At 69.8% G+C, this 22,078-nt stretch carries 30 protein-coding genes, 1 tRNA gene and 1 pseudogene; 19 read left to right on the top strand and 13 right to left on the bottom strand.

The features are described 5' to 3' along the window. Positions 1-162 precede the first annotated feature (162 nt). The gene (locus H8B08_RS06315) at positions 163-750 is read left to right on the top strand and encodes a hypothetical protein (protein ID WP_187449351.1); all 588 of its coding nucleotides are present in this window, start codon (positions 163-165) and stop codon (positions 748-750) included. Between the two features lie 149 nt (positions 751-899). Here H8B08_RS06315 and H8B08_RS06320 read toward each other — a convergent pair whose 3' ends face one another. Continuing rightward, entirely contained in the window at positions 900-1,931 is a 1,032-nt protein-coding gene (locus H8B08_RS06320; protein ID WP_187449352.1) for a sensor histidine kinase, read from the bottom strand. Between the two features lie 102 nt (positions 1,932-2,033). On the opposite strand from H8B08_RS06320, the gene H8B08_RS06325 reads away from it, so the two are divergent. Next, a complete protein-coding gene (locus H8B08_RS06325) occupies positions 2,034-2,549 on the top strand; it encodes a GNAT family N-acetyltransferase (protein ID WP_187449353.1) in 516 nt (171 codons plus the stop codon). 9 nt (positions 2,550-2,558) lie between these two features. Here the strand turns inward: H8B08_RS06325 and H8B08_RS06330 are convergent, their stop codons facing one another. After that, the gene (locus H8B08_RS06330) at positions 2,559-3,002 is read right to left on the bottom strand and encodes a DUF6334 family protein (RefSeq protein WP_187449354.1); all 444 of its coding nucleotides are present in this window, start codon (positions 3,000-3,002) and stop codon (positions 2,559-2,561) included. 120 nt (positions 3,003-3,122) lie between these two features. On the opposite strand from H8B08_RS06330, the gene H8B08_RS06335 reads away from it, so the two are divergent. Together H8B08_RS06335 and H8B08_RS06340 are read left to right on the top strand one after the other, a co-directional pair. Further along, on the top strand, positions 3,123-3,623 hold the full coding sequence (locus H8B08_RS06335) for a DUF805 domain-containing protein (protein ID WP_187449355.1): 501 nt from the start codon (positions 3,123-3,125) through the stop codon (positions 3,621-3,623). A gap of 2 nt (positions 3,624-3,625) precedes the next feature. After that, on the top strand, positions 3,626-4,156 hold the full coding sequence (locus H8B08_RS06340; protein WP_187449356.1) for an FG-GAP repeat protein: 531 nt from the start codon (positions 3,626-3,628) through the stop codon (positions 4,154-4,156). A 7-nt stretch (positions 4,157-4,163) separates the two neighbouring features. On the opposite strand, the gene H8B08_RS06345 is transcribed toward H8B08_RS06340, so the two are convergent. From H8B08_RS06345 to H8B08_RS19520, 3 genes are all read right to left on the bottom strand, one after another. Continuing rightward, the gene (locus H8B08_RS06345) at positions 4,164-4,970 is read right to left on the bottom strand and encodes an alpha/beta fold hydrolase (protein ID WP_187449357.1); all 807 of its coding nucleotides are present in this window, start codon (positions 4,968-4,970) and stop codon (positions 4,164-4,166) included. 183 nt (positions 4,971-5,153) lie between these two features. After that, a complete protein-coding gene (locus H8B08_RS06350; protein ID WP_187449358.1) occupies positions 5,154-5,900 on the bottom strand; it encodes a transporter in 747 nt (248 codons plus the stop codon). Beyond that, entirely contained in the window at positions 5,897-6,727 is an 831-nt protein-coding gene (locus tag H8B08_RS19520) for a hypothetical protein (protein ID WP_370545410.1), read from the bottom strand. Before H8B08_RS19520 ends, H8B08_RS06350 begins: the two co-directional genes overlap by 4 nt. Positions 6,728-6,868: 141 nt before the next feature. Here H8B08_RS19520 and H8B08_RS06360 point away from each other — a divergent pair, with 141 nt between their 5' ends. The 3 genes from H8B08_RS06360 to H8B08_RS06370 all read left to right on the top strand — a co-directional run bounded on the left by H8B08_RS06360 (position 6,869) and on the right by H8B08_RS06370 (position 9,477). Continuing rightward, positions 6,869-7,225, top strand: coding sequence for an FxLYD domain-containing protein (locus H8B08_RS06360; protein ID WP_187449359.1), 357 nt, complete (start codon positions 6,869-6,871; stop codon positions 7,223-7,225). A 129-nt stretch (positions 7,226-7,354) separates the two neighbouring features. Continuing rightward, the gene (locus H8B08_RS06365) at positions 7,355-8,356 is read left to right on the top strand and encodes a sensor histidine kinase (protein ID WP_255500696.1); all 1,002 of its coding nucleotides are present in this window, start codon (positions 7,355-7,357) and stop codon (positions 8,354-8,356) included. A gap of 101 nt (positions 8,357-8,457) precedes the next feature. Beyond that, on the top strand, positions 8,458-9,477 hold the full coding sequence (locus H8B08_RS06370) for an alpha/beta hydrolase (RefSeq protein WP_187449360.1): 1,020 nt from the start codon (positions 8,458-8,460) through the stop codon (positions 9,475-9,477). Positions 9,478-9,523: 46 nt separating this feature from the next. Here H8B08_RS06370 and H8B08_RS06375 read toward each other — a convergent pair whose 3' ends face one another. Then, positions 9,524-10,297 (bottom strand): hypothetical protein, encoded by a 774-nt coding sequence (locus H8B08_RS06375; RefSeq protein WP_187449361.1) that lies wholly within the window; start codon positions 10,295-10,297, stop codon positions 9,524-9,526. 206 nt (positions 10,298-10,503) lie between these two features. Here H8B08_RS06375 and H8B08_RS19525 point away from each other — a divergent pair. The 3 genes and pseudogenes from H8B08_RS19525 to H8B08_RS06385 form a co-directional block, all read left to right on the top strand. Further along, a pseudogene (locus tag H8B08_RS19525) lies at positions 10,504-10,707 on the top strand (TMEM175 family protein); the annotation flags it as partial. A gap of 40 nt (positions 10,708-10,747) precedes the next feature. Then, the gene (locus tag H8B08_RS19120) at positions 10,748-11,056 is read left to right on the top strand and encodes a hypothetical protein (protein WP_255500697.1); all 309 of its coding nucleotides are present in this window, start codon (positions 10,748-10,750) and stop codon (positions 11,054-11,056) included. Between the two features lie 116 nt (positions 11,057-11,172). Then, positions 11,173-11,550 carry a hypothetical protein gene (locus H8B08_RS06385; RefSeq protein WP_187449362.1) on the top strand — a complete coding sequence of 126 codons (378 nt, stop codon included), beginning with the start codon at positions 11,173-11,175 and terminating at the stop codon, positions 11,548-11,550. On the opposite strand, the gene H8B08_RS06390 is transcribed toward H8B08_RS06385, so the two are convergent. Next, positions 11,541-12,275 carry a LuxR family transcriptional regulator gene (locus H8B08_RS06390; protein ID WP_187449363.1) on the bottom strand — a complete coding sequence of 245 codons (735 nt, stop codon included), beginning with the start codon at positions 12,273-12,275 and terminating at the stop codon, positions 11,541-11,543. The genes H8B08_RS06385 and H8B08_RS06390 overlap by 10 nt on opposite strands. 189 nt (positions 12,276-12,464) lie before the next feature. Beyond that, entirely contained in the window at positions 12,465-12,896 is a 432-nt protein-coding gene (locus H8B08_RS06395) for a hypothetical protein (RefSeq protein ID WP_187449364.1), read from the bottom strand. A gap of 156 nt (positions 12,897-13,052) precedes the next feature. On the opposite strand from H8B08_RS06395, the gene H8B08_RS06400 reads away from it, so the two are divergent. Continuing rightward, a complete protein-coding gene (locus H8B08_RS06400) occupies positions 13,053-13,286 on the top strand; it encodes a hypothetical protein (protein WP_187449365.1) in 234 nt (77 codons plus the stop codon). Positions 13,287-13,320: 34 nt separating this feature from the next. Here the strand turns inward: H8B08_RS06400 and H8B08_RS19530 are convergent, their stop codons facing one another. Continuing rightward, complete coding sequence (locus H8B08_RS19530) at positions 13,321-13,563, bottom strand: CPCC family cysteine-rich protein (protein WP_187449366.1); 243 nt, start codon at positions 13,561-13,563, stop codon at positions 13,321-13,323. A 110-nt stretch (positions 13,564-13,673) separates the two neighbouring features. Here H8B08_RS19530 and H8B08_RS06410 point away from each other — a divergent pair, with 110 nt between their 5' ends. Beyond that, on the top strand, positions 13,674-13,835 hold the full coding sequence (locus H8B08_RS06410; RefSeq protein WP_187449367.1) for a hypothetical protein: 162 nt from the start codon (positions 13,674-13,676) through the stop codon (positions 13,833-13,835). Positions 13,836-14,306: 471 nt separating this feature from the next. After that, a complete protein-coding gene (locus H8B08_RS06415; RefSeq protein ID WP_187449368.1) occupies positions 14,307-14,618 on the top strand; it encodes a hypothetical protein in 312 nt (103 codons plus the stop codon). A 57-nt stretch (positions 14,619-14,675) separates the two neighbouring features. On the opposite strand, the gene H8B08_RS06420 is transcribed toward H8B08_RS06415, so the two are convergent. Then, a tRNA-Lys gene (locus H8B08_RS06420) sits at positions 14,676-14,752 on the bottom strand. 123 nt (positions 14,753-14,875) lie between these two features. After that, positions 14,876-15,988 carry a sensor histidine kinase gene (locus tag H8B08_RS06425; RefSeq protein ID WP_187449369.1) on the bottom strand — a complete coding sequence of 371 codons (1,113 nt, stop codon included), beginning with the start codon at positions 15,986-15,988 and terminating at the stop codon, positions 14,876-14,878. 288 nt (positions 15,989-16,276) lie between these two features. Here H8B08_RS06425 and H8B08_RS19125 point away from each other — a divergent pair, with 288 nt between their 5' ends. The 6 genes from H8B08_RS19125 to H8B08_RS06455 all read left to right on the top strand — a co-directional run bounded on the left by H8B08_RS19125 (position 16,277) and on the right by H8B08_RS06455 (position 21,152). After that, entirely contained in the window at positions 16,277-18,331 is a 2,055-nt protein-coding gene (locus tag H8B08_RS19125; protein WP_255500698.1) for an ATP-binding protein, read from the top strand. Positions 18,332-18,569: 238 nt separating this feature from the next. Beyond that, entirely contained in the window at positions 18,570-18,965 is a 396-nt protein-coding gene (locus H8B08_RS06435; protein WP_187449370.1) for a hypothetical protein, read from the top strand. 10 nt (positions 18,966-18,975) lie between these two features. Then, positions 18,976-19,296, top strand: a complete 321-nt coding sequence (locus H8B08_RS06440) for a hypothetical protein (RefSeq protein ID WP_187449371.1) — start codon at positions 18,976-18,978, stop codon at positions 19,294-19,296. A 119-nt stretch (positions 19,297-19,415) separates the two neighbouring features. Then, a complete protein-coding gene (locus H8B08_RS06445; RefSeq protein WP_187449372.1) occupies positions 19,416-19,880 on the top strand; it encodes a hypothetical protein in 465 nt (154 codons plus the stop codon). Positions 19,881-20,372: 492 nt separating this feature from the next. After that, positions 20,373-20,729, top strand: a complete 357-nt coding sequence (locus H8B08_RS06450; protein ID WP_187449373.1) for a hypothetical protein — start codon at positions 20,373-20,375, stop codon at positions 20,727-20,729. A gap of 78 nt (positions 20,730-20,807) precedes the next feature. Then, a complete protein-coding gene (locus tag H8B08_RS06455; RefSeq protein ID WP_187449374.1) occupies positions 20,808-21,152 on the top strand; it encodes a hypothetical protein in 345 nt (114 codons plus the stop codon). Between the two features lie 380 nt (positions 21,153-21,532). Here H8B08_RS06455 and H8B08_RS06460 read toward each other — a convergent pair whose 3' ends face one another. Beyond that, positions 21,533-21,709 carry a hypothetical protein gene (locus H8B08_RS06460; protein WP_187449375.1) on the bottom strand — a complete coding sequence of 59 codons (177 nt, stop codon included), beginning with the start codon at positions 21,707-21,709 and terminating at the stop codon, positions 21,533-21,535. A gap of 32 nt (positions 21,710-21,741) precedes the next feature. Then, on the bottom strand, positions 21,742-22,065 hold the full coding sequence (locus H8B08_RS06465; protein ID WP_187449376.1) for a hypothetical protein: 324 nt from the start codon (positions 22,063-22,065) through the stop codon (positions 21,742-21,744). Between the last annotated feature and the right edge of the window lie 13 nt (positions 22,066-22,078).

Below are 22,078 nucleotides of genomic sequence, written 5' to 3' on the forward strand. Positions count from 1 at the left end.
GAGGCGGGGAGATAGACGCCCTCGCGCGCCGACGCAAGCGCTAAGCGGTGCGGCGTTTCGTTCTCTGCCTCGCTTGCCGCCCGGACGGCCCCTGCCTAGAACCCCCGCGCGCCGCAAACGCGCCCTTTCGCGCGCCGCCGGCGAGGCGAAGGAGGCTATGCGATGCGTGCGCTGTCTGGAGCCGCCGCCGTGCTTGCGGCCCTGGCCATGGCCGGCCCGGCCGCGGCCGACGTGAAGTCCGCCTTCGAGACCATGTGCCTGGCCACCGAGGCGCGCGACCGCGGGGTGGAGGCCGCCGCCGTCGAGAACGGCTGGGAGCCGGCTCCGGCGGAGGCGCTGGCCAAGCTGCAGAAGCCGGGCGCCCGCACCATCGGCTTCGTCAAGACCGGGACCGCCTCGGGCGCCCCGAAGGACACCGTGCTGCTGACCACGCTGGCCCAGCCGCAGGTGAAGGACGGGGTGAACGTCGAGGTGGCGGTGTGCCAGGCCTTCGGCCCGGCCGGCCCGAACCTGGAGAACGACCTGGTCGCGCGCCTCGGCCCCGGCGAGCGCACGCCGGAGGGCCAGCGGGTCTGGGCCTTCACCAAGCAGGGGACGAAGATCACCCCGCAGCCGCAGGTTCTCTCCGGCACGGAAGCCGACCGCGCCAAGCTGTTCGCCCAGGGGCCGGTCTACGTCGCCGGCCTCGCCGCCGCCGAAGGCGGCACGGCGGGCATCCTGCTCAGCGTGTTCAGGCGGCCGGGGTCGTAGGGCCTCTGCGGGCGCCCCTCTCGTCGTCACCCTCGGGCTTGTCCCGAGGGCCCAGCGTTCAGCTCGCAATCCGATCTGAAATGTTCGCGCACCGGAGGCCTGGGCCCTCGGGACAAGCCCGAGGGTGACGAACCGGGGAAGGAGGGAGATCACCCCGGCATGACCGCGCGCATCCGCGTGCCGCCGCCGGGGCGGGGGCCGAGCTCGAAGCTGGCGCCCAGCTTTTCGGCCTGCAGGCGCATCAGCAGCAGGCCGTGCGAGCGGTCGCGCGGCGGGCCGGGCGGCAGGCCGACGCCGTCGTCGTCGATCTGCAGGGCCAGCCGGTCGGGACCCTCGCGGCGCAGCTCGACCCTGACCGTGCCGCTGCGGTCGGGGAAGGCGTGCTTGTAGCTGTTGCACACCGCCTCGTTGACCAGCATGCCGAACGGGGCGGCCCGGTCGGGTTCGAGCGTCAGGTCGGCGGGCTCGATGGTGATCTCGATCGCCACCGTGGCGGAGCGGTAGGGCCGGCAGACCAGGTCGACGAAGGCGGCCGCGGCGATGCACTGGCCGGCCTCGGCCTGGACCATGCCGTCGTAGACCGCGGCCAGCATCTGCAGCCGGCCCTGGTTGAGTTCGGCCAGCTCGGCCGCGGTCAGGTTCGGGTCGCGGGCGTCCAGCGCGATGACGCTGGACATCATCTGCAGGTGGTTCTTCACCCGGTGCACCAGCTCGCGGTAGGCGACCCGCAGCTCGCCCTCCAGCGCCTTCAGCTTGCGCACGTCGCTGCACACCACCACGCCGCCCAGCACCTCGCCGTCCGCGTCGTGGATCGGCGCGCAGTTGCACAGGATCGGCACCTTCTCGCCGGCCCCGTCCAGCAGGTAGGCCTCCTGGCCCAGCACCGTCTCGCCGCAGGTGGCGCGCACCAAGAGCCGCTCGTCGTGGGCGATCTCGCGGCCGTCGGGCCAGAACACCCGCGCCGCCTGCGACCACTCCTCGAACGGTATGCCCTGCATGTCGGCCGGCAGCCGCCCGATCAGCTGCGCCCCGAAGGCGCTGACGAACAGCACCTTCAGGTCCGGCGCGCGCACCACGGCGGTCAGCGACGGCGTCACCCGCATGAAGGCGCGCATCACCGCCCGCGCCGACGGCTCGGCCAGCAGGCGCTCCAGTTCGGAGAGGTCGTCGGCGTCGGTCATGCGGGGTGTCCGAGCGGAAAACAGGCGGCGGGCGGGACTCGATCCCTCGTGCCTTGGGAGAGGGGATTGCGCTCACGCCGGAACTCCGCGATCCACCCGCCCATGACCGCCCAGCTCCTCACCATCCGTCCCGCCCGCCCGGACGAGGCTGACGCCCTCCACGCCCTCGTCGAGCGCGCCTATCGGGGACAGAGCGCGCGCGCCGGCTGGACCCACGAGGCCGACCTGCTGGAGACGCCGCGCTCCAGCGTCGAGACCCTGGCCGCGGTGCTGGCCGACCCGGGCGAACTTCTGCTGGTGCTGGCCGAGGGCGAGCGGCTGGTCGGCTGCGTGCAGGTCAGCGGTCGGGCCGGCGGCGCGGCCTATCTCGGCCTGCTGACGGTCGACCCGTCCCGCCAGGCCGACGGCTTCGGCAAGCAACTGATCGCGGCGGCCGAGGACGCCGCGGCCGAGCGGTTCGGCGCGGCGCGGATGGAGCTGAGCGTGGTCCACCTGCGCGCCGAGCTGATCGCCTGGTACCAGCGCCGCGGCTACCGCCTGACCGGCGAGGAACGCCCGTTCCCGGTGGCGGTCGAGCCGCCGCTCAGCCTGCTGGTGATGGAGAAGGCGCTGGGGTGAGGGGGCGCCCTATTCGGGGCGAACTGGCGACCTTGGCTCGCTGAGAGGGGCCATACGCAACACGTCGATGGTCGACGCCATGCCCAGGAAGGCCACGTTCGGGACAATGCCGTCGAAGGCGAGTGCGAACAGGTCCCAGTAGCCCTGCGAATTGATCGCCGACCAGGACCACCCGATCTCGCGACCGATACAGTCGGCCAGTTCCTCGACTTCGACCCAGTCGTCGCCGCCCGGCGCGGCGCCTTCGCAGAGGGTGACGATCAGTTCGTCGGTGTCGGGGTTCACCGTGAGGTGCAGGCCCAAGGTGTCGCCCATGACGACGATCTCCCCCCGTCCCGGAGACGGTAGGTCGATCCGGGCGGCGATGCGTCGGACGACCCGGCCATGGAGATCGTCCCAGCGGTTCATGTCGAACCGGACGACGCCCTGGGCGCGGGGAAGGAGGTCGGGCATCGCAGCTGATCCGGTGAAACGAAGCGGAGCCGGGGATACCGCGCCCGGGGCCGCGATCACAGTCCCGCTCAGCGGCCCGCCTCCCGAAGCGGGGTCGCGGAATCGCGTTATGCCTCGGGCATGGACAAGCTGCGTAGCCTGATCGTCGACAACTTCCATGGCCGCGGGCGGCTCAGCCGCAAGGGCCTCGGCCTGTCGCTCGGCCTGTTCTACCTGTTCGGCCTGGTGACCCTGCCGCTGCAGCTCTCCATCGCCCTGCGCACGGGGCGGTCTGTCCCGGACCTCAGCGTCGCGGGCGTGCTGCTGGTCCTGGCGACGGTCGTCGTCGGCTGGTTCATCCTGGGGGCCGTGATGCGGCGACTGCACGATCGGGGGAAGGGGGCGGCGTGGCTGCTCGTCTTCTTCGGGCCGATGGCCGTGTTCAGCGCAGTCGGCGACGCGATTCCGCAGGGGCAGGAGCCGTTGACCACCCTGCTCATTGTGGCCGGACTGTTCCTACCCGGCCCGTTCATGATCTGGGGTGGGATCGAGATCCTCGCAGTCCGGGGCCAGCCCGGCGATAACCGCTTCGGCCCCGACCCGCTGGCCGCGGCGCCGGTCGCGCAGGAGGCGGCGGCATAGTCATGATGGGTGTTCGGAGGGTGCTGGCGGTCGCCGTCGGGGCCGTAGCCGTGCTCGGCCTGGCGGGCTGGGGGATCACGACCCCGCCGAGGTACGTGCCCCAGCGGTTCCATCCTCAGCTGCGGCTGTGGCTCGCGCAGCACCCCGGCTATCGCTGGGCCGACGATGCGGATTGCGCGTGTGAGGACGACCTGCGGATGCAGCGCACGGTCTCCGTCGGGATCTGGAAGGCGCAGCCCGACTATCACCCTTACCTGGCCTACGGCGATTTCGACGGCGACCGGCGCGAGGACGTGGCGGTCGGCGTGAAGCCGTCCGGCACGTCCGGCACCTACCGGGTGCTCATCCTGAGCGGGCGGCCGGCATCGAAACCGTTCCTGAGCCAGCCGTTCGGGCAGCGCGAGGCGATGTTCTTCGACGGTCCGCGCCCCGAACCCAAGCGCCTGATGGTCGGCGCGTTCGAGACCGAGGGCGGAACGTTCCAGCCCGCGCCGGGCGGCGGCTACCGGTTCGTCGGCGACGACTGCTGCTGACGTCCGCCTAGCCCACCCCCTCCAGGAACGCGCTCACCTCCGCCAGCACGGCCTCGGGGCGTTCGCGGTGGGGGACGTGGCCGGTGTCGTCCATCAGCACGACCCGGGTCGGCCCGGACGGCAGGGCGCCGATGCGCTGCGGGTGGGCGGGGGAGCCGAACTCGTCCTTGTCGCCGTGCATGGCCAGGACGGGGCAGCGCACGGCGCGCAGGTCCTCGTCCAGGCGCCAGCCGGCGCGGCCCTCGTCCAGCCAGGTCTCGATCCAGGCGTCCAGCACCCAGCGGGCCTTGTCGCCATGCCAGCGCTCCAGGCGCTCCACCTGGCCGGGCCGGGCGAAGGCGGCCTTGGCCTCGCGCACGCCGGCCAGGGTGACGTCCTCGACGAAGGCCTGGGCGGATTCGCTGACCACCGCGCGCACGTCGGGGAGGGCGGCGGCGGCCGACAGCGCCATGCCGCCGCCGACGCTGTGGCCGAACAGGACCATCGGCCCGATCTCCAGCGCCGCGCGCAGCGGCGTCAGGCCCGCGCGCGCCTCGTCATGGACGAAGTCGGGCTGGAGCAGGCGCGGGTGCGGGTCGGAGCGGCCGAAGCCCAGCCGGTCGTAGGCGACCACCGCCCGCCCGGTCGCCTGCGCCAGCCGCTCGGGAAAGTCGCGCCACTGCGCCACCGAGCCCAGCGAGTCGTGCAGCAGCACGATCGGCGCGCGCGGGCCGGCCAGCTCGCCCCAGACGCGGGCGTAGAGCCGCCCGTCGGGGGTGTCGACACAGAGCTCGCGGGTCTCGGCTTCGGCTGCGGGGACGTGACTGGGGACCATGAGGGACTCGGACTGCGTTTCACCGTCTCCCCGACGAAGGTCGGGGTCCAGGTGAAGCCCGCTGCGCGTGGTGGATGAAGCTGGGTCCCGACTTCCGTCGGGACATACGGTTTGAGGGGATTTAGGGGGCGCGGAGCCTAAGCGACAGCGCTCGGGGCGGAAAAAGGCGCGACCGCCCAGGCCTCAGAAGTCCGCGCCCAGGGCCAGGAACGCGTGGAGCGCAGGCGAGCCGTCGCCTTCGGTGAAGCTCGGCCCGGCGGAGGCGAGCAGCCGGAACGGCCCCTCCAGCTGCACGATCATGTCGACTCCGAGCTCGGTGGTGGCGCGGCCGCCGACCGTGTCGGCGCCCTGGCGGTCGATCTCGGCGCCGAGGAGCAGGCGCTCGGACACTTCGCGCGACACGGCGATCCCGCCGCTCCAGTAGTCGCGGTTCTCCCGTCCGGGATTGATCGTGTAGCCGCCGCCGCCGAACACCGACCACGGCCCGGCGTCCTTCTGCGCCCACACGGGCAAGAAGACGGTCGCGTTCGGGCTGCCCAGGTCGCCGCTGGCGGTCGGCAGGGTGAGGCCCGGGAAGACGGCGGCGGAGAACCCGGACGCCTCGTCGTTATAGAAGCGGTACTTGGCCGACAGCTCGAGATCGCCCCGGCCCCAGCTCGTGCCCGTCTCGTCGTGGGCGAAGGCGGCCGGGACGCCGAGAGTCAGCTGCACATTGGGCGCGGCGCCGTAGTTGATCTCGACCCCGGCCGATCCCTCGAACGCCGAGCGGGTGCCGCTCGCCTCGATCAGCGGCCCGTAGAGCTCCCAATGGCCGGTGTCGGTCGGGATCGGGTCGTCGGTCTTGAACGGCGGGCCCGCGAGCGCCGCGCCGGGGGCGAGCGCGAGCAGGGCGGCCAGGGCGGCCCCGACGCCGTACGCGCGCGTCCTCACGCGCGCTCCGGCGCGCCGGGATGGCGGCCGCTGCGCTGGGGCAGGATCAGGATCAGGGCGACGATGGCCGCGGCCAGGATCAGCGAGGCCAGCGGCCGGCTGACGCCCAGCCCGCCGTGATCGAGCGGCTTGTCGAAGAAGTCGCCGACCGTCGCGCCCAGCGGCCGGGTCAGGATGAAGGCGGCCCAGAACAGCACGACCTTGCTGACCCGCGTCCAGGCGTTCAGCGCCGCCAGCACGGCCAGCGCCGCGCCGAACAGCAGGGCCCCGCCCAGATAGCCCGGCCCTGCGTCGGCTACCCAGTCCCCCAGCGCCGTGCCCAGCGTCTGGGAGAAGGTGATGGTGACCCAGTAGAACATCTCCTCGCGCGGCCCCACGATGCTGGTCACCGACACGCTGCCCAGCGTCCGGCGCCAGGCGAACAGGGCGCCCAGCACGCAGGCCAGCAAGAGCAGCGAGCCGCCGACATAGCCGATGCCCAGCGAGCGGGTGGCGAAGTCGGCCAGCGTCGTGCCCGCCGTGGTCGAGGCGATGATGGTCCCCCAGTAGAGCCACGGGTTGAACCGCCGCGCCCGGATCTGCAGCCAGACCAGGCCGATCAGCAGCACCCCGAAGATCGCCGTGCCGACCAGATAGCCGTTCAGGCCGGCCTGGCCGGCCTCGGCGGTCGTCTCGCCCAGCCAGGTCATCGAGACGGTGTCGCCCCCGGTCTCGCCCAGCGTCGTGGCCAGGATCTTGATGATCCAGAAGCCGAGCGTGACCTCGGGCACCTTGGTCGGGACGTCGTGGACGCGGGCGGGCGCGCGGTCGTTCACGCGATCAGTCACGGGGGCCTCGCGGCGAAGGTGGACGCGCCGGTCATAGCACCGATCGCGCGCGCCGAATTCACCGTTTCCTCACATCGGCCTCACGGCCTCCCGACCGCGCGCGGGCCATGCTGGTCGCTTGTTGCGGATCGGGAGGCTTCAATGTCGACGGCGATGGAGCGGGGGCGGCGGCGCGGGCGCTGGATGCCCACGCGCTGCCAGGTGGAGCGCGGGAGCGCGGGCGAGCGGACCTGGCGCGGCGCCTTCGCCAACCGCAGCGGCGGGGCCTTCAGCGACGTGGCGGTGGAAATCCGCTTCCTCGACCGCGAGGGCCGCCCGGTCGGCGGCGCGCTGGGCCGGGCCGAGCGGCTGGCCCCCGGCGCCCGCCTGGACCTGGCCGCGCCCCTGCCGCCGCAAGCCGCCGGCGTGCAGGTCTGGGCGCTGCGCTGGCGCACGGCCGACGCGCGCGAGGAGGCGGGGCCGTACGACCAGTGGGCGCTGGGGCTGTTGCAGGCGTGACTGCGCCCCTCCGTTCACAAGATTGCTATTCCCGGGTGCGCTTTCAGCGTTCGCGACGATGTAATTTAGCCTCGGCTGCGGGTTGGGATCGGGACCACATTGGCAACCGCCTGATCCGGGGAAAACCTATTGTCCGCTCAAGGCCCAGCTTCTCTGGTCTGGAAGCCCGAACATCTCAGGCTGGCGATCGACGCCGCCAGCGTGGCGCTGTGGTCGTGGAACGTCGACACCAACCGCCTCACCATGGACGAGCGCGCTTTTTCCATCTGGGGCCTGCCCTGGGCCGAGGAGGTGTCGTTCGAGGAACTTTCCGAGCGCATCCACCCGGCCGACCGGGGCCGCGTCCGGGCGGCCTTCACGGCCACGCGGTCCACCTCCGGCCCCTACGAAACCGACTTCCGTATCCTGGTCGGGGACCAGGTCCGCTGGATTTCAGCGCGCGGCCGCGGCGCCGACCAGGGCATGGTCGATCGCGTCATGTTCGGCATCTTTCTGGACGTGACGGGGCGCAAGCTGGCCGAAGAAGCCCATGAGCTGCTCGCCGGCGAAATGAGCCATCGGGTCAAGAACCTGCTGGCCATCGCCGCCGGGCTGACCCACATCACCTCGCGTTCGGCCCGCACCGTTCATGAAATGGCCGCCGACCTGACGAAACGCCTGACCGCGCTCGGCCGCGCCCACGACCTGGTCAGGCCGTCGCCCGGCCAGGAAGGCGAGGCCGCCCTCCTGGGCGACCTTCTGTCGGTCTTGCTGGCCCCCTACGACGACGTCGGCGACTTCCCCGGACGGATCCGCGTCGCGGTCCCGCGAATGGCGGTGGGGGAGAGGAGCGCCACCGTCCTCGCCATGGTCATCCACGAACTTGCGACCAATTCGGTGAAGCACGGCGCCCTGTCGTCGGACACCGGCATGCTGGACGTCACCGGCGCCCTGGACGGGCAGGACGTGCGCCTGGTGTGGGCCGAAAGCGGCGGACCCGTCGTCGACCACAAGCCGGAAATGCGCGGGTTCGGCTCCAAGATGGTCGCCCGCAGCGTCGCCGACCAACTGGGCGGCGAGCTTTCCTACGATTGGCAGGCGAGCGGCCTTGTCGTGACCTTGCGCATGCGACGGGACCGCCTGGCCGCCTGAGCGGGCGCCGGCCAGGTTTTCCTCTCCCGCAAGGGGAGAGGGATGCTTGCCGCCGCCGCCGTCCCCGGCTTAGCTCAGGGCGAACGGAGCGGGGGCTCACCATGACCAAGCGGATCATCGCCGGCGCGCTCGCGTCCCTGGCGCTCGCGGGCGCCGCGCAGGCCCAGGGTCAGACCCCGCCGCTCGAGGGCCCGGCCGCGGTCGCGGCCGCCGCGGCCGCGGCGCCGGACGACGCGTCGCTGGCGCGCATGCGCCTGCGCCCCCGCGTGGTCTCCGAAACGACCCTGAGGTCACGCGCGGGGCGGGACTACCGCATCCAGCTCTCGATCCCGCAGGGGCCGCCCCCGGAGGGCGGTTTTCCGGTGATCTACGTGCTGGACGGCGACGCCTGGTTCGCCACCGCCGCCGAGATCGCCCGCCAGCGCGAGTGGAGCCGGCTGCCACCGGCCGTGGTGGTCGGCGTCGGCTATCCGGGGACGGCCTTCCTGGACGGCGAGCGGCGCTCGTTCGACTTCACCCCGGCGGGCGTGAAGGACCCCGAGTTCGAGGGCGCGGCGCTGGGCGGGGCCGACCAGTTCCTGTCGTTCCTGACGGGCGAGCTGAAGCCCTGGGTGCGCCATCGCCTGCGCGGCGAGCCCGGGCCGCAGGCCCTGTTCGGCCACTCGCTGGGCGGGGTGTTCGTGCTGCACGCGGCGCTCGGCGCGCCCGACAGTTTCGACGCCTTCATCGCCGCCAGCCCGTCCATGCGCCTGTTCGACCGCCAGGTCTGGAAGGAGGCGGACGCCTTCGCCGCCCGGCCGCGGCGCGGCGGCCCCCGCCTGCTGGTCACCGTCGGCGCCCTGGAGAGCCACCCGGCGGCGGCCTTCGTCGACGATTACCGCCGCTGGTACCGGGCGCACCCGGAGGCGCTGGGCGGCCAGGATCTGGAGGCCGTGCTGGCCCAGACCTTCCCGGACGATCCCGCCTACGACAAGACCGCCGACACCCGCGCCCTGACCGAGCGGCTGGCGGCCCTCGGCGCCCGCGCCAGCTTCGTCGAGTTCCCCGGCGAGGAGCACACGGCGGCGGCGGTGAACGCGCTGAACCGCGCGGTCCCGTTCGCCCTGCGGCCGGCGGGGTAGGGGGCTGGGAGGAAATGTCCGCTTTCGACCCAAAGCGGACCTTCGTCTACTTCACCGCGGCCGTCGCCTCGACGATGTGGTCGAACACCGGCTGGCAGAGCCACGGCTTCGGATCGCAGCGGACCTGTCCGGAGACCACCACCGCGACCTCCGCGTAGGGCCGCTCGGCCGACCGCGCGGGCAGGCGCGCGACGATCCGGCGCCAGGCGGCCTCGGCCTCGCCGCCCGGCGCGACCTCGTAGCTGGTCGACACCGAGCCGCCCTCGCAGCGCGCCCACAGGCGCCGCTCGTCGGCCCGGTCGAAGCTGAAGGTCACCGGTTGTTCGGGCACGGGCGCGCCCTGGTGGCGCGAGGTCAGCGCCGCGCAGGCCGGCGGCGGCCCGATCGGGATCGGCGCGATCAACGGCGGCGGGGCGGTCGTGGCCAGCTTGTCGACCGCCAGCAGGCAGCGGGTCTCGCCCGGCTCGCATCGCATCCGCCCGGAGACCCGCACCTCGACGTCCACGAACCGCAGACCGCCCGCCCACTCGTCGCCGAGCGGCAGGCGCTTGTGGATCGGCTCCCAGGCGAAGTCGGCCGGGCTGTCATGCTCGATCCGGAAGGGCAAGGTGCGGCCGCAGACCGCGTCCGAGTTCAGCAGGCTCGCGTCGTACTCGTTCAATTGCCGATGCGCGCTGATGGTCGCCGGCAGGTCGGTCACGACCGTCCCGTCGGGACCGTCCAGGAGCGGGCGGCAAGCCTCCTCCGCCCGCGCGGTCCCGGCCAGGGCCAGGGCGGCGAGGGCCAGCGTCACGGTCGAAAGCCGTCCTCTCACGCGCATGTCCGCCCCCGTTCGTGGATCCAAGCCATACCACCCCTTCTCCCCTTGCGGGAGAAGGGGGCCGGTGTTGCCGGCCGGCAGCCGGACCGCCGCGATCACTGCGGCGCAATTTCAGCCCGGCCAGGCCGCATGAATGTCCGCTTTCGACCCAAAGCGGACATCCACCCGACGGCAACGTCACGCAGGCCGAACTCGTTTTCGCGCTTATGGCTCTCGGCCGGCACGCGAACACCCATGGCGCTGAGCGCGGGCTGACCCGCTTGGAAGGGTTCAGTGACGCGGTTTTTGCGATCGCGCTGACCCTGCTGATCGTCGAGATCAAGGTCCCCGGGTCTCCCGAAGGGCCGCGTGGCTACACAGATTTGGCTGAGGCCATGGCGGAGCAGTGGCGAGAGCATCTAGCCCTGCTCCTCTGCTACCTCCTTCCACCTGGGCACGAACTTCGAGGCCGTGGCCGCCGTGACCCTGGTCGGCGGGCTCGCCCTGACCGCCTGCACGTGGATGGCCAAATGGTTCTATGCGCTCTCAGGTCGGCGGGCGATGGACGAGAGGCTCGCGGCGGACTTCCTGCGGCAGATGACGCGCCGCTACAGTTTTGCGACGCTCATCCAGATCGCTGCAGTCCCGATCGCACTCTGGTCGCCGCCGGCCGGCGTGGCCATCGCGCTGCTCTGCGTGGCTTTCTTCCTGCTGCCGCAGCCCAAGCCCCGCTACAATCCGGGAGAGGAGCCGAGCGCGACGGAGCGATCGAGCGAGTAGTTGCGACCCGACCGCCGTCGAACGTCATCCGATACCGGCACCGTAATCCTACGGAAGTGGAGGCCTGAACGGTAGGCTATGGCTGCCCGCCGTCGAATAACGATCAGGCGTTCGTAGTGGATAACAGTACAGCGTACCGCGAGCAGGCCGAGCGGAACCGGCGGCTCGCAAAGCGAGCCGCCGGTCCGGAGGAACGCGAAGCTTTTCTGAAGATTTCCGAAGCGTGGCGGAGCGTCGCGGCCGTCGCCGCCGAACTTGAGGTGCAATCCGACCTGACAGTGCGGCCTTCGCTGGACATCTGGCGGTCGCGGGAACCTCGCCTGCGCTCCAGCGAGCGCTTCCTTCTCCTGTTTGAAGCTGCGCGGCTTGCATCTGCACAGGCTGGATCGGAGGTGGAACGGACAGCCTGGGAACAGATCAAGGAGGGCTGCCGCGTGCTCTTCGGAGAAGCTGAAAAACGGGAAGACTCCGAGCTCTGCCCGCCTCAGAACTGAACGAGGCCAAGCAGGAAGGCTTCAATTACGGCCTGAACTCTCGTCTTTACGCTGAGCCGAGCGCAGGCCTCCGCTAGGTGCTGGTCGACCGTTCGCGCGGAGATGCCGAGGACATCGCCGATCTCGGCCGAGCTCTTGCCGTCGCGCGCCCACTTGATGCATTCGATCTGGCGCGCCGACAGCTTCGTCGTCGGCGGCTTGCCGCCTCGGGCCAGCTTCAGCCCGATCAAACCGTAGTGGACGGAAAGGAGGTGCACCGCCGCCCTCGCGCCCGGGTCCTCAACCGTGACATGGCTGCTGGCCAACGATACGGCGAGCGATGGTCCGTCGGGGCGAGAGACGGTGACAATGTGGCCGTCGTTGTAGGAGAACTCACCGAGTTCATTCAGGACTTGACGCTCGCCTGGAGTCAGCGATCGCTGCTTGACGTCACGCCACAGCGTGGGGGCCGAATTGGCCGAGCCGACGATCGGGCAATAAGCGGCGTGGCCTTGCTCGACATAGTGGACAATCGCAGGATTCCGAGTGTCGCCGAACAGGGGGGCGACCTCGCGCTGTCCGTCGCGCCTACTGAGTAGCAGGCCCACGACCACGTCGAAGCCGAAGGATCGCAGCTCGGAGCCGATGGTTCGCTCAAGTTCAGGCAGGGAGATCGCGTGTTCCGCAGTGGCGACCGCATCGTAGGCGCGCCGCAGCGTGGTGGCGTCGACAAGGCCGTCAGACATCTGTTCAGAAGCGCTTCTCGGCCCGAGTCCGGTTCGTGGCCGGCCGGCAGTACCTAATCGCTAGCAGCCTGTCTCCGCGGCAACTCGTAGCGTGGTGCGCATTCCACCCAAGATGTTTTGGCGCGGCGGGCTGGGTGATGTCCGCTCACCACCCAAAGCGGACGTCCGCTTTCGACCCAAAGCGGACATTTAACTCGCTCTCTGCTGCTCGTATCCGGCGAGGAGAGCCCAGAGCTGTTCGCGCCGTTCACCAGGCAGCTCGGCCGCATTTCGGACCGCGTAGTATTCCACTTCGCTGGCGATACGTTCGCGGCGGAGAACGCGCTGAACGGCCTTGGAAAACCTCGCGCGGACTTCGGTGAGGCTTGGCAGGCCATTCTCAAGCAACAGGCGGTCGGTTGCCGCGACCTGCTCGTCCGGCCACGTCGTTGTTAGCTCGACAAGGTCGTTGATCGCCATGGACAGACCTTTGCGGGCCTTGGCTGGCGAATTGACGGCAAGGCGATCCAAGGCGGCCACGGGATCGGTCTCGGGGGACATCAGGCTTGGCGGCAGCGCCTGCCGAGCGACGTGGCCCAGCCAGGATCGCAGTCGTTCGTACTCGTGAGCTTCTACCTGCATCGGGGCGTTACGCTCTCAGAACCGCTACGCCGGTGCAACGCCCCACAATGTCCGCTTTCGACCCAAAGCGGACATTTCGCGCTTGGGGATTGTCGTGCCTCAGCGGAGTTGTCACGCTCGCCTTGGGCGACCCCGCGGGCATGAGATCACGAGCGCATGGCAGACTGGATTGGCTCCCCGCCGCGACAGCTGGACGAACTGACCGCTTTCGACGCGATGCGCGCCTTCCTTGAGGCGTATTGGGAGCGCGGCGGCAAGAGGTCCGAAGACCTCGCCATTTTGCTCAGCAGCCTCGGTCGCGACGTATGGGCCAACGAAATGCCTGGCGACCCCGCGATGTGGAGCGATTGGCGGGAAGCGGTCGATAGCGTCGCCAGTAAGCCTAAGTGAATGTCCGCTTTCGACCCATAGCGGACATTTTCGATCACGGGATTTCCTCGGGCGCGGGTGGCCTCACAGCCTTCACGAAACGCGCGCCGCTCGCCTTAAAAGCACGATAGTTTTCGCGAGCCTCCTGCAACGAGACTTCGTTCGCCCCGCCGCTGAAGCTCGGATCTTCGAATTGAACGAGATCATCTTCCCAAAAGCACACTGGGCAGACCTCGTAGCTGTCGCGCTTGGCGCTGACGTAGGTCCGCTGACCGCAACAAGGGCATGGGTATTTCATCGCGGTAGCTTTGCTGAACCAACGGCCTCGCGGCAATCGTCCGCTTTCGACCCATAGCGGACATTTCGTGCTGGGCCTAAGCGCGGCCTCTGTCGGGTTCGAGGGGCGGCATGGAAACGATCACCATCGACCTCGAACGGCGGGACTACTGCCAGTTGCCGTCGTACCTTGCGGGTAAGCTCAGCGTCCGCTGGCCGCTCCTGAGCGCCGAGCAGGAAGGTGTCGTGACACACCACCTCGTCGCCGGCCAGGAAGCCTGGATCGCGTTCTGAGTTCGCGGTGAGTGTCCGCTTTCGACCCAAAGCGGACACATAGAGCCCGCGCCTCCGAGCGAAAGATGACGTTCGTTATCGCCGGCTCCCCATGGGCATCTCCGATTGGAGCTTCGCCGGGATAGCTTCGAGGTCATATTCGAGTGGCAGTGGAGCTAGCTTTTCCGCAAGCGAGAGGAAATGCCGGTCCTCCTCAGGAAATCTCCCGGCCGCGAATTCGCAAAATCCGTACAGATAGGAGCGTGTGTATCTCTCCGTTGGCCCGTCGCTTCTCGTCGATCTCCTAAGGGCTTGCTCGACGGAGCAGGTCGCAGCGCGTTTCAAAGTGTCTACGTCGTAGAGCCAATAGCTCGCCTGCATCGCAATGACGTTTGCGCGTAAAGGCACTGCTGTCGACGGCGCTCGGCAACCGTGGATTCGGCCCAGTTTCCGGAGTGAGCGCATCGCTTCCTTGTAGCGCGCTCGCCCAACGTGATCCTGCGCACGAACCAACAGTGGAGCGCCGACGAGGGCTCTGAAAAATCCAACCAGAAGATTGATCGTTCTATTTCCCAATATCACGCGAACTCGACGAGGTCCGTTGTTGGCGTTTCGCGTGGCTGCCCAAACTGCCTTGACGGTATCGGTCTCGATGTCCGCTCACCACCCAAAGCGGACATTTCCAGCGCGGCGGTCGGGGCGGGCGCCGTGGTTGAAAAGGGCGCTGACGCCGCCGCGCGGGCGATCAGATCCGTCCAGACGACCAGGAAGCCGCTCGCCAGAACGCCGAAGGCGAAGGCCTAGGTCGTCATGTCCCGCTCCGGCGAGGGACAGGGGAAGAGCGGCGGCGTTCGGAGGAGATGGTGTGCCCCCTGGGACTCGAACCCAGGACCCTCTGATTAAAAGTCAGATGCTCTAACCGGCTGAGCTAGGGGCACTCAACAAAATCAAAGACTTGCCGGCGATTCTGGGGCCGGGGCGTCCCGTCTTGCGAAGGTGCGCGTTTCTGTCGGATGCGCCGGGGACTGTCAAGGGCGGGGGAGGGTTCCCGAACCGCCGGATCAGGCCAGCGCGCGCTCGAGCGCCGAGGGGCCCTGCGGGTCGGGCTGCGGGCCGGGCGGAGCGGCCAGGTCGGGGATCGGGAAGGTGACGGTGGCGATCGCGCCGCGCTCCGCGTTGCGGCGCTCGAAGCGGCCGTCCATCTGGGCGGCCAGGCTGCGCACGATCCGGGTGCCGAGCCCGGTGCCGCGCACCGTGTCGTCCAGCCCCACGCCGTCGTCGGCCACGGTCAGCACGTAGTCGCCGCCGCGCCGCGTGAAGGCGACGGCGACCGTGCCCAGGCCGTCGGGGAAGGCGTACTTGGCGCTGTTGGTGACCAGCTCGTTGACGATCAGCCCCAGCGAGCTGGCCGTCTCCAGCGGCAGGGGGACGCTGAGCGCCTCCACCGTCAGGTGCACGGAGGCCGCGCCCAGCTGGCCGGTCTCCAGGTCGCTGCCCAGCTCGGTCAGGAAGTCGCGGGCGTCGACCACCACCTGGCTGGGGCCGGCCTGGTTGAGCCGCGAGTGCACCCGGCCCAGCACCCGCACCCGGGTGGCGGCGGCGTGCAGGGCGGAGGCCGCCTCGGGGTTGGCCTTGCTCTGCAGGGTGAGCACGCCGGCCAGGGCGCCCAGGTCGTTGCGGATGCGGTGCGACAGCTCGACCAGCAGCATGCGCTTCTGTTCTTCGGACTGTTCCAGCGCGGAGATGGTCTCGTTCAGCCGGGCCTCGCGCTCGATGGTCTCGGCCACCGCCTCCTGCAGGGCCTCCAGCGTGATCGCGCAGGTCAGGCCGATCAGGAAGAACAGGGTGAGCGGCAGCACCCCTTCCGGAGTGATCTCGAAACGTCCGACCGGCGGCATGAACCAGATCGAGGCCAGCCCGCTGAGCACGGCGGCGAACACGCCGGCGCCGCGGTTGAACACCGCGCCGGACGCGATGATGACCGGGAAGAACAGCAGGAAGGGAACGCCCGCCAGGTACTCGCCCAGGCTCTGCCGAATCGCGGCGGTCAGGCCGACCAGCGCGGCGGTGGCCAGGTAGCGCGACCACACGGGAAGGGTGCGGAACACGCGCAGCCGGCGGAAGCCGCGCACCAGGCGGGACGGGGAGGTCGGACTGCCGGCGGTCGCCTTCATGGCCTGCGCGCCTTCGTCCCGGGCGTCGGGCGAACCGCTCGCCGGGCGCGGCGGGACGCGGGGAGGCGAAGGGCGGCGGCCGGTCGGGGGCGCAGGACGCGGGAGGACTGCATGGGCGGAAAAGGCGTGCTGGCGGCGTCCAGGCCCCAACGCCTGAAGACCAGCTTCGATCCTTTCCACCTAGGGGATTTTCCCGCCCGGACGGGGCGGGCGCAGGTCGCCGCGCTCTTAACCCTGACTTAGCGCGTGCGGGCGCACGCTCACCCGGTGATTTAGGGACCAACGCCGATGCGCAGCGCTGGCGGGACGACACGGACGGGGTTTGGGGCGGGCGCGGTCAGGCTGGCCAAGCTGGTCGGGGTGTGGCTGCTGCTGGCGGCGGTGTCGATCGGGGCCGCGCGCCTGGGCAAGGTCGGCGCGGTGTCGGCGATCTGGCCGACCAACGCCATCGCGCTGATCCTGCTGCTGCGCGGGCCGTCGGACCGCAGCTGGAGCTTCGGGGTCTGCGCCGCCGCCTTCGCCTCGGCCATGACCTCGGCCCTGGTGGCCGGGCGCCCGCCGATGATCGGCGCGGCCTCGGCGGTGGTGAACCTGACCGAGATCGCGCTGGCCGCCTTCCTGCTGCGCCGCGGCGGCCTGGTCGGGGCCGACGTGGCCGAGCCGCGCCGGCTGCTGCAGTTCCTGCTGCGCGCGGCGGTGATCGCGCCGCTGGTGGCCGCCGCCCTGGCCGCGCCGCTGATCGCCATGCGCACCGGCCGGCCCTGGACCGAGGGCTTCTGGGACTTCTTCGCCTGCGACGCGCTGGGGATCGTGCTGATCACCCCGCTGGGCCTCGCCCTGGCCGACGCGCCGCTGAAGCGCAGCTTCAAGTGGCCCGACCTGGCCGCCGCCGCCGGCTTGGCCGCGGCGATCTTCGGCGTGTGCGTGTGGCTGAGCGACGACTACGGGCCGCCGGACGTGGCCCTGCTGGCCCCGCTGGCGGTGCTGGCGACCCTGCGCTTCGGCGTGGCCGGGGCGGCCGGGGCCTCGTTCTGGTCCGGGGCGGTGATCCTGACCCTGAGCGTGCACGGCTGGGGCTCGATCGGCCCGGACGAGATGCGCGAGACCGTGTTCGAGACCCAGCTGGGCCTGGCGGCCCTGCCGCTGACCTGCCTGCCGATCGCCGCCATGCTGGCCCGCTACGATCAGGCCCGGCGCGAGGCCGAGAACGCCAACCGCGCCAAGAGCGTGTTCCTGGCCAATATGAGCCACGAGATCCGCACGCCCCTGAACGGGGTGATCGGGGTGGCCGACGTGCTGGCCTCGCGCCCGCTGGCCGCGCCGGAGCGCGAGCTGGTCGACACCATCCGCGCCTCGGGCGCCAACCTGCGCCGCCTGCTGGCCGACATCCTGGACCTGGCCCGCGTCGAATCCGGCAAGCTGGAGATCGCCCGCGAGCCGTTCCATCTGGGCGAAGCCGTGCGCACCGCCGCCGCCCTGGCCCAGCCGGAGGCCGACGAGAAGGGCCTGGCCCTGGAGGTCGAGGTCGACGCCGACTGCGAGGGCCTGGTCGAGGGCGACGCCCTGCGGGTGCGCCAGGTGCTGACCAACTTCCTGTCCAACGCGGTGAAGTTCACCCCGGCCGGCCGCGTGCGCCTGAGCGCGCGGCGCACCGCCGACGGCGTGCGCCTCAGCGTCAGCGACACCGGCGCGGGCCTGACGCCCGAGCAGATGGCCCGCGTGTTCGAGCGCTTCCAGCAGGCCGACGGCTCGATCACCCGCCGCTACGGCGGCGCGGGGCTGGGCCTGGCCATCTCGCGCGAGCTGGCCGGCCTGATGGGCGGCGAACTGGGGGCGGAGAGCACGCCCGGGCGCGGCGCGACCTTCTGGCTGCACCTGCCGGTGACCCCGGCCGCGGCCGAAGCCGTCGGCCCGACGCCGGCCACGGCCTCGCCCGAGCCGGCCGAGGCGCGGCGCCTCAAGGTGCTGTCGGCCGACGACCATCCGACCAACCGCCGGCTGGTGGAGCTGCTGCTGGAGGCCTCCGGCGCCGAGCTCGTTTCGGTCGAGGACGGCGAGCAGGCCCTGGCCGCCTTCCGCGCCGAGGCCTTCGACCTGGTCCTGATGGACATGCAGATGCCGGGCGTCGACGGCCTGTCGGCGGTGCGCGCCCTGCGCCAGATCGAGGCCGAGCGGGGCGCGGTCCGCACGCCGGTCCTGATGCTCTCGGCCAACGCGCTTCCGGAACACATCGCCGCCGGCCGGGCCGCCGGCGCCGACGGCCACCTGGCCAAGCCGCTGACCGCCGCCGACCTCTACGCGGCCGTCGCCGCCGCCACGGACGGGCGCGCGCGGGCGGCGTGAGCTCCAGCGGAAACCGAGGGCTCCGATCCAACCCCCGCTCATCCCCGCGAAGGCGGGACCCAGAGCGCAAGGGGGGGCGGACCCCGCGCTCCGCTTCATGAAGGCGTGCGGGCTACGGGGCGCCGTCACGGACCTGGGTCCCCGCCTTCGCGGGGATGAGCGGAATAGGAACGGTACGCCCGCCTTGCCAAGCCGCTGATCGCGACGGATGTTTCCACGGGCTCGAGGGGGAGGCCGCATGCGCTCGCAGCTGACGTTCGCCGCCGCCGCCGCGGCTATCTTTTTCGCGGGCGCCGCGCGCGCCGAGGAGCCCTGCGCCTTGCGCGACCGCCCCGACGGGACGGCGGTCAGCGACCTCGCGGTGCACCTCTCGGTCACGCCCTATCCGCTGTACGCCCTGACCCGCAAGGGCGCGTGCGAGGGCGAATTCATGCTCTTCGAGCTGGCGAAGGACAGCCAGGCCGAGGCCATGTGGCGCGTGTTCATGACCCGCGTGCCGCCCGGCGACATGTACGAAAAGCGCCTGGCCTGGGACGCCGACACCACGGTCTCCGGCCGCCTGCGCTGCGCGCCGGGCGCGGGTTATTGCAAGCTGGTGGTCGACAAGATCGCGGATCCGCTGGCGGCGAAGTAGGGCGGGGGCGATGAAGCCGTGGGCCGCCGCAGTGTTGGCGTTTCAGCTCGCCGCCTGCAACGCCGCCGTTCCGGCGAAACTGCCGGCCGGCGACACCGAGATCGGGGCCGTGGCGAGGGACTGCAGCGCGCCGCGCTACTGCGGAAAGGTCGGCTTCGTCGACTGCGGCGCCGCCTGGGACGGCCCGGCCTACTACTTCGAGAAGGACACCGGGAAGATCCTCGGCCGCTGCGGCGGCGACTGCATCGGCCCCGTCGGCCCCGACGGCGCCGACCCCGCCCGCGACTGCGCGACCTCCTGCCCGCCGCCCGCCTGGAAGTGCTCGCGTTGAAGGCCTGCGGAAATGTCCGCTTTGGGTGGAAAGCGGACATTCGCTGACCTAGGCTGCTGAGCTCGGGGCTTGGGGTGCGGAATGAGTGGCGATTGGGCTTCGGTCGGTGGAGACGCCGCATGAAGCTGTACTATGTCGGGCCTCGAATTCCGGACGGGGCCGACGAGGCGACGGTCACCGCGCGTGAACGGGCCTGCATCGGGCCGATCGCCGAACTGGTCGGAGCCTGCATCGAGAATGATCCCGCATTGTTCGGGGTGTGGCACGTCAACGAGATCGGCAAGCCTCGCGCGGAACAGCCGGACATGGTGTTCGGGAACGCGCAAGTCGTGCGGCTGCAGGGTGCGCAGGTCATTCGGGACGTGCTCAGAAGGTGCGTGGACCCGAGCAGCGGCGAGTTCATGCTGATCCGATCGCTGGTGACCTGCCGCGCCGTCATGTGCGGATACGACGGGCAGGCGTTCCTCTGCCTTCCGGAGGACGACCCTACGCCAGTATCGCCGAACGTAGACTTGATCCTGGTCGAAGACCGCTCAGACCTGATCGTCGGAACTGATTATATGGACGGCCTGCTGCTCGATTGACGCGGGAAAGGCCCGAATGTCCGCTTTGGGTCGAAAGCGGACATCACCTAAGACAAGCTTTGCGGGACCCCCAACCAGCCGGGCCCCGCAGCGTCGAACCCTACACGGAATAGCTCGAATGCCCGCGTGCACAGTTCTGGAGGCCCTGACCTTCGTCGCCGCCGTGACCGCCCTATTCACCGCAGCCGAGAGCCGCACTAACCGCGCTCGTCGCCGCGGCGGTCGCCGTCGTTTCGTTCTTCCTGTCGTGGCAGGTCAAATGCCCTCGGTGCCAGCTCCAGGTCCATAGCAAGGACGGCTATCGGAAGTTCGGCGAAGCCCCCTCAAAGCTGTGCGAGCGGTGCGGTCGGACCCGAGTTGGAGTTTGGTCCCTTCAATATCTGATCAAGCCTGAGCCTTGGCAGGATCGCCCCTGAGGTGGGGAATGTCCGCTATGGGTCGAAAGCGGACATCCGCTGGATGTAAAACCTGAGAGGGCACCGGGAGGGGGAAGTGAGCTGGTTCGGTAAGATGTTCGGGGTGCGACAGGCGTCGCCGCCTTACGTGTCCCTGATCCTGGGCGGCGAATGGCGGGTAAAAAACGCCGCGCCCCTCAAATCCAAGCTCAGCCGGCTCGGAATACAGACGAAACGGGAGGGCTCCGCGCTGCTCCTTCGTTTCGGCCCCGAAAAGACCCAGCAGGCGGAAGCGGCTCGACAGCTGATTGGCCTGGGGGTCGCGTTCAGTGCGGGGCCGGCGTCTCCGTCGGACGTGCTGGGCCTGCTCCAGGCTGAGGGCCTGCTCGGAGAGCCGTACACCGAGATTTATTGGAGCGGCCCAGCCGAGTGGCACACTCGAACTGTGGGATAGCGAGAATGTCCGCTTTGGGTCGAAAGCGGACGTTTGCTCGGGGTGGAAGGCGGTCAGCGGCACCGCTACGCTCGCAAGATGAACACCCTGGCTCGCGAGCAATTCGTACAAGCCGCCCGGCAGCATGGGCAATTCGTCCGTGAGGGCGACGCGACAGGGTCGAATGCTGCCTACAGCCAACTGAGTTCTGCACTGCCGAAACTGAGGGCGGAGCCTGATGCCGGCGCGTCATTCTTGATGGATCTTCTCTCTGAGAGTGACCCGTCTGTGGTGACCTGGGCCGCCCTATACCTACTGCCATTCGATGAGAGAGCTTCGATAGCGGCTCTTGAGAAAGTGGCCGAGAGCGGCATCCCGCGCCTCGCGCTCAATGCCGCTATGACGCTGAAAGAGTGGCGGGCGGGCAGGCTGAAGATTGATTAGAAGCGTCACGCCTATGCAGGGCGGAATGTCCGCTTTGGGTCGAAAGCGGACACGGCTAACAGCCGGCGCCGCTCAGCCGGGCGCATCCGTCAAGATAGGCGAGGAATTCCAATACCCACCAAGCTAGGAAGAACAGCGGCGCGGTGAGAGTGACCCAGAGGCCCTTCCATCGCTGCCGTCGCACTCTGTGCGCGATGAGGAAAAGCCAGGCGCCGGCAAGCGCGAGGGCTGTCCCGTACTGATAGAGCGCTACCCAGTTCATCCTGCGATCCTACTCGGTCGCGTTCTTGACCGTGAAGGTCGCCTCCGCTCGGTGAGCTATTCGCAAGGGCGCTAGACCGCGAATGTCAGCTTTGGGTCGAAAGCGGACAAATGTCAGGTCAGCGTGGCTGCAGAGCTGCCGCGACAGCTTTCCAGCAACGGTGCTCGTCCGGTTTGCCGTCCTCCATCGCCTTCTCAGCCATGCACACAGCATAGCTCCAGGCGGTTCTGCCGTGCGAAGCTTCAAGCTCGTGGGCTCGACGGTCGACTTCCACATAGAACAGTTCGCGGTCCATGCGGCCTGATTAGAGTGCTGCTGCGATGTCCGCTATGGGGCGAAAGCGGACAACGGAACGAACCTGGCGACAACGCTTCCCGCGATCGCCAGAATGAAGAACAGCGTGAAGGCGTCCCAACTACGATCGCTCTTCGCGTTCTTTCGTATGAGGTATCGCCGCACCAGATAGGCCACCAGGGCGACAATCAGACTGATCACGATGGTTGCGAGGATCAAACCGGTCGTCGCGCCGCTTCGCTCCTCAGGAGCGAGGTCCGGCGCATGCATGCGGGAATTGAGAGCGACGGACGCGGGTAAGAGAAACGCGATCACCGCACCGAGCCCAAGGCTCAGGTCCTTTGGTTTGTTGGCCATGCCCCCTCCCAAG

It is taken from the genome of Caulobacter sp. 17J80-11 (genome assembly GCF_014349105.1).
GTDB lineage: Bacteria > Pseudomonadota > Alphaproteobacteria > Caulobacterales > Caulobacteraceae > 17J80-11.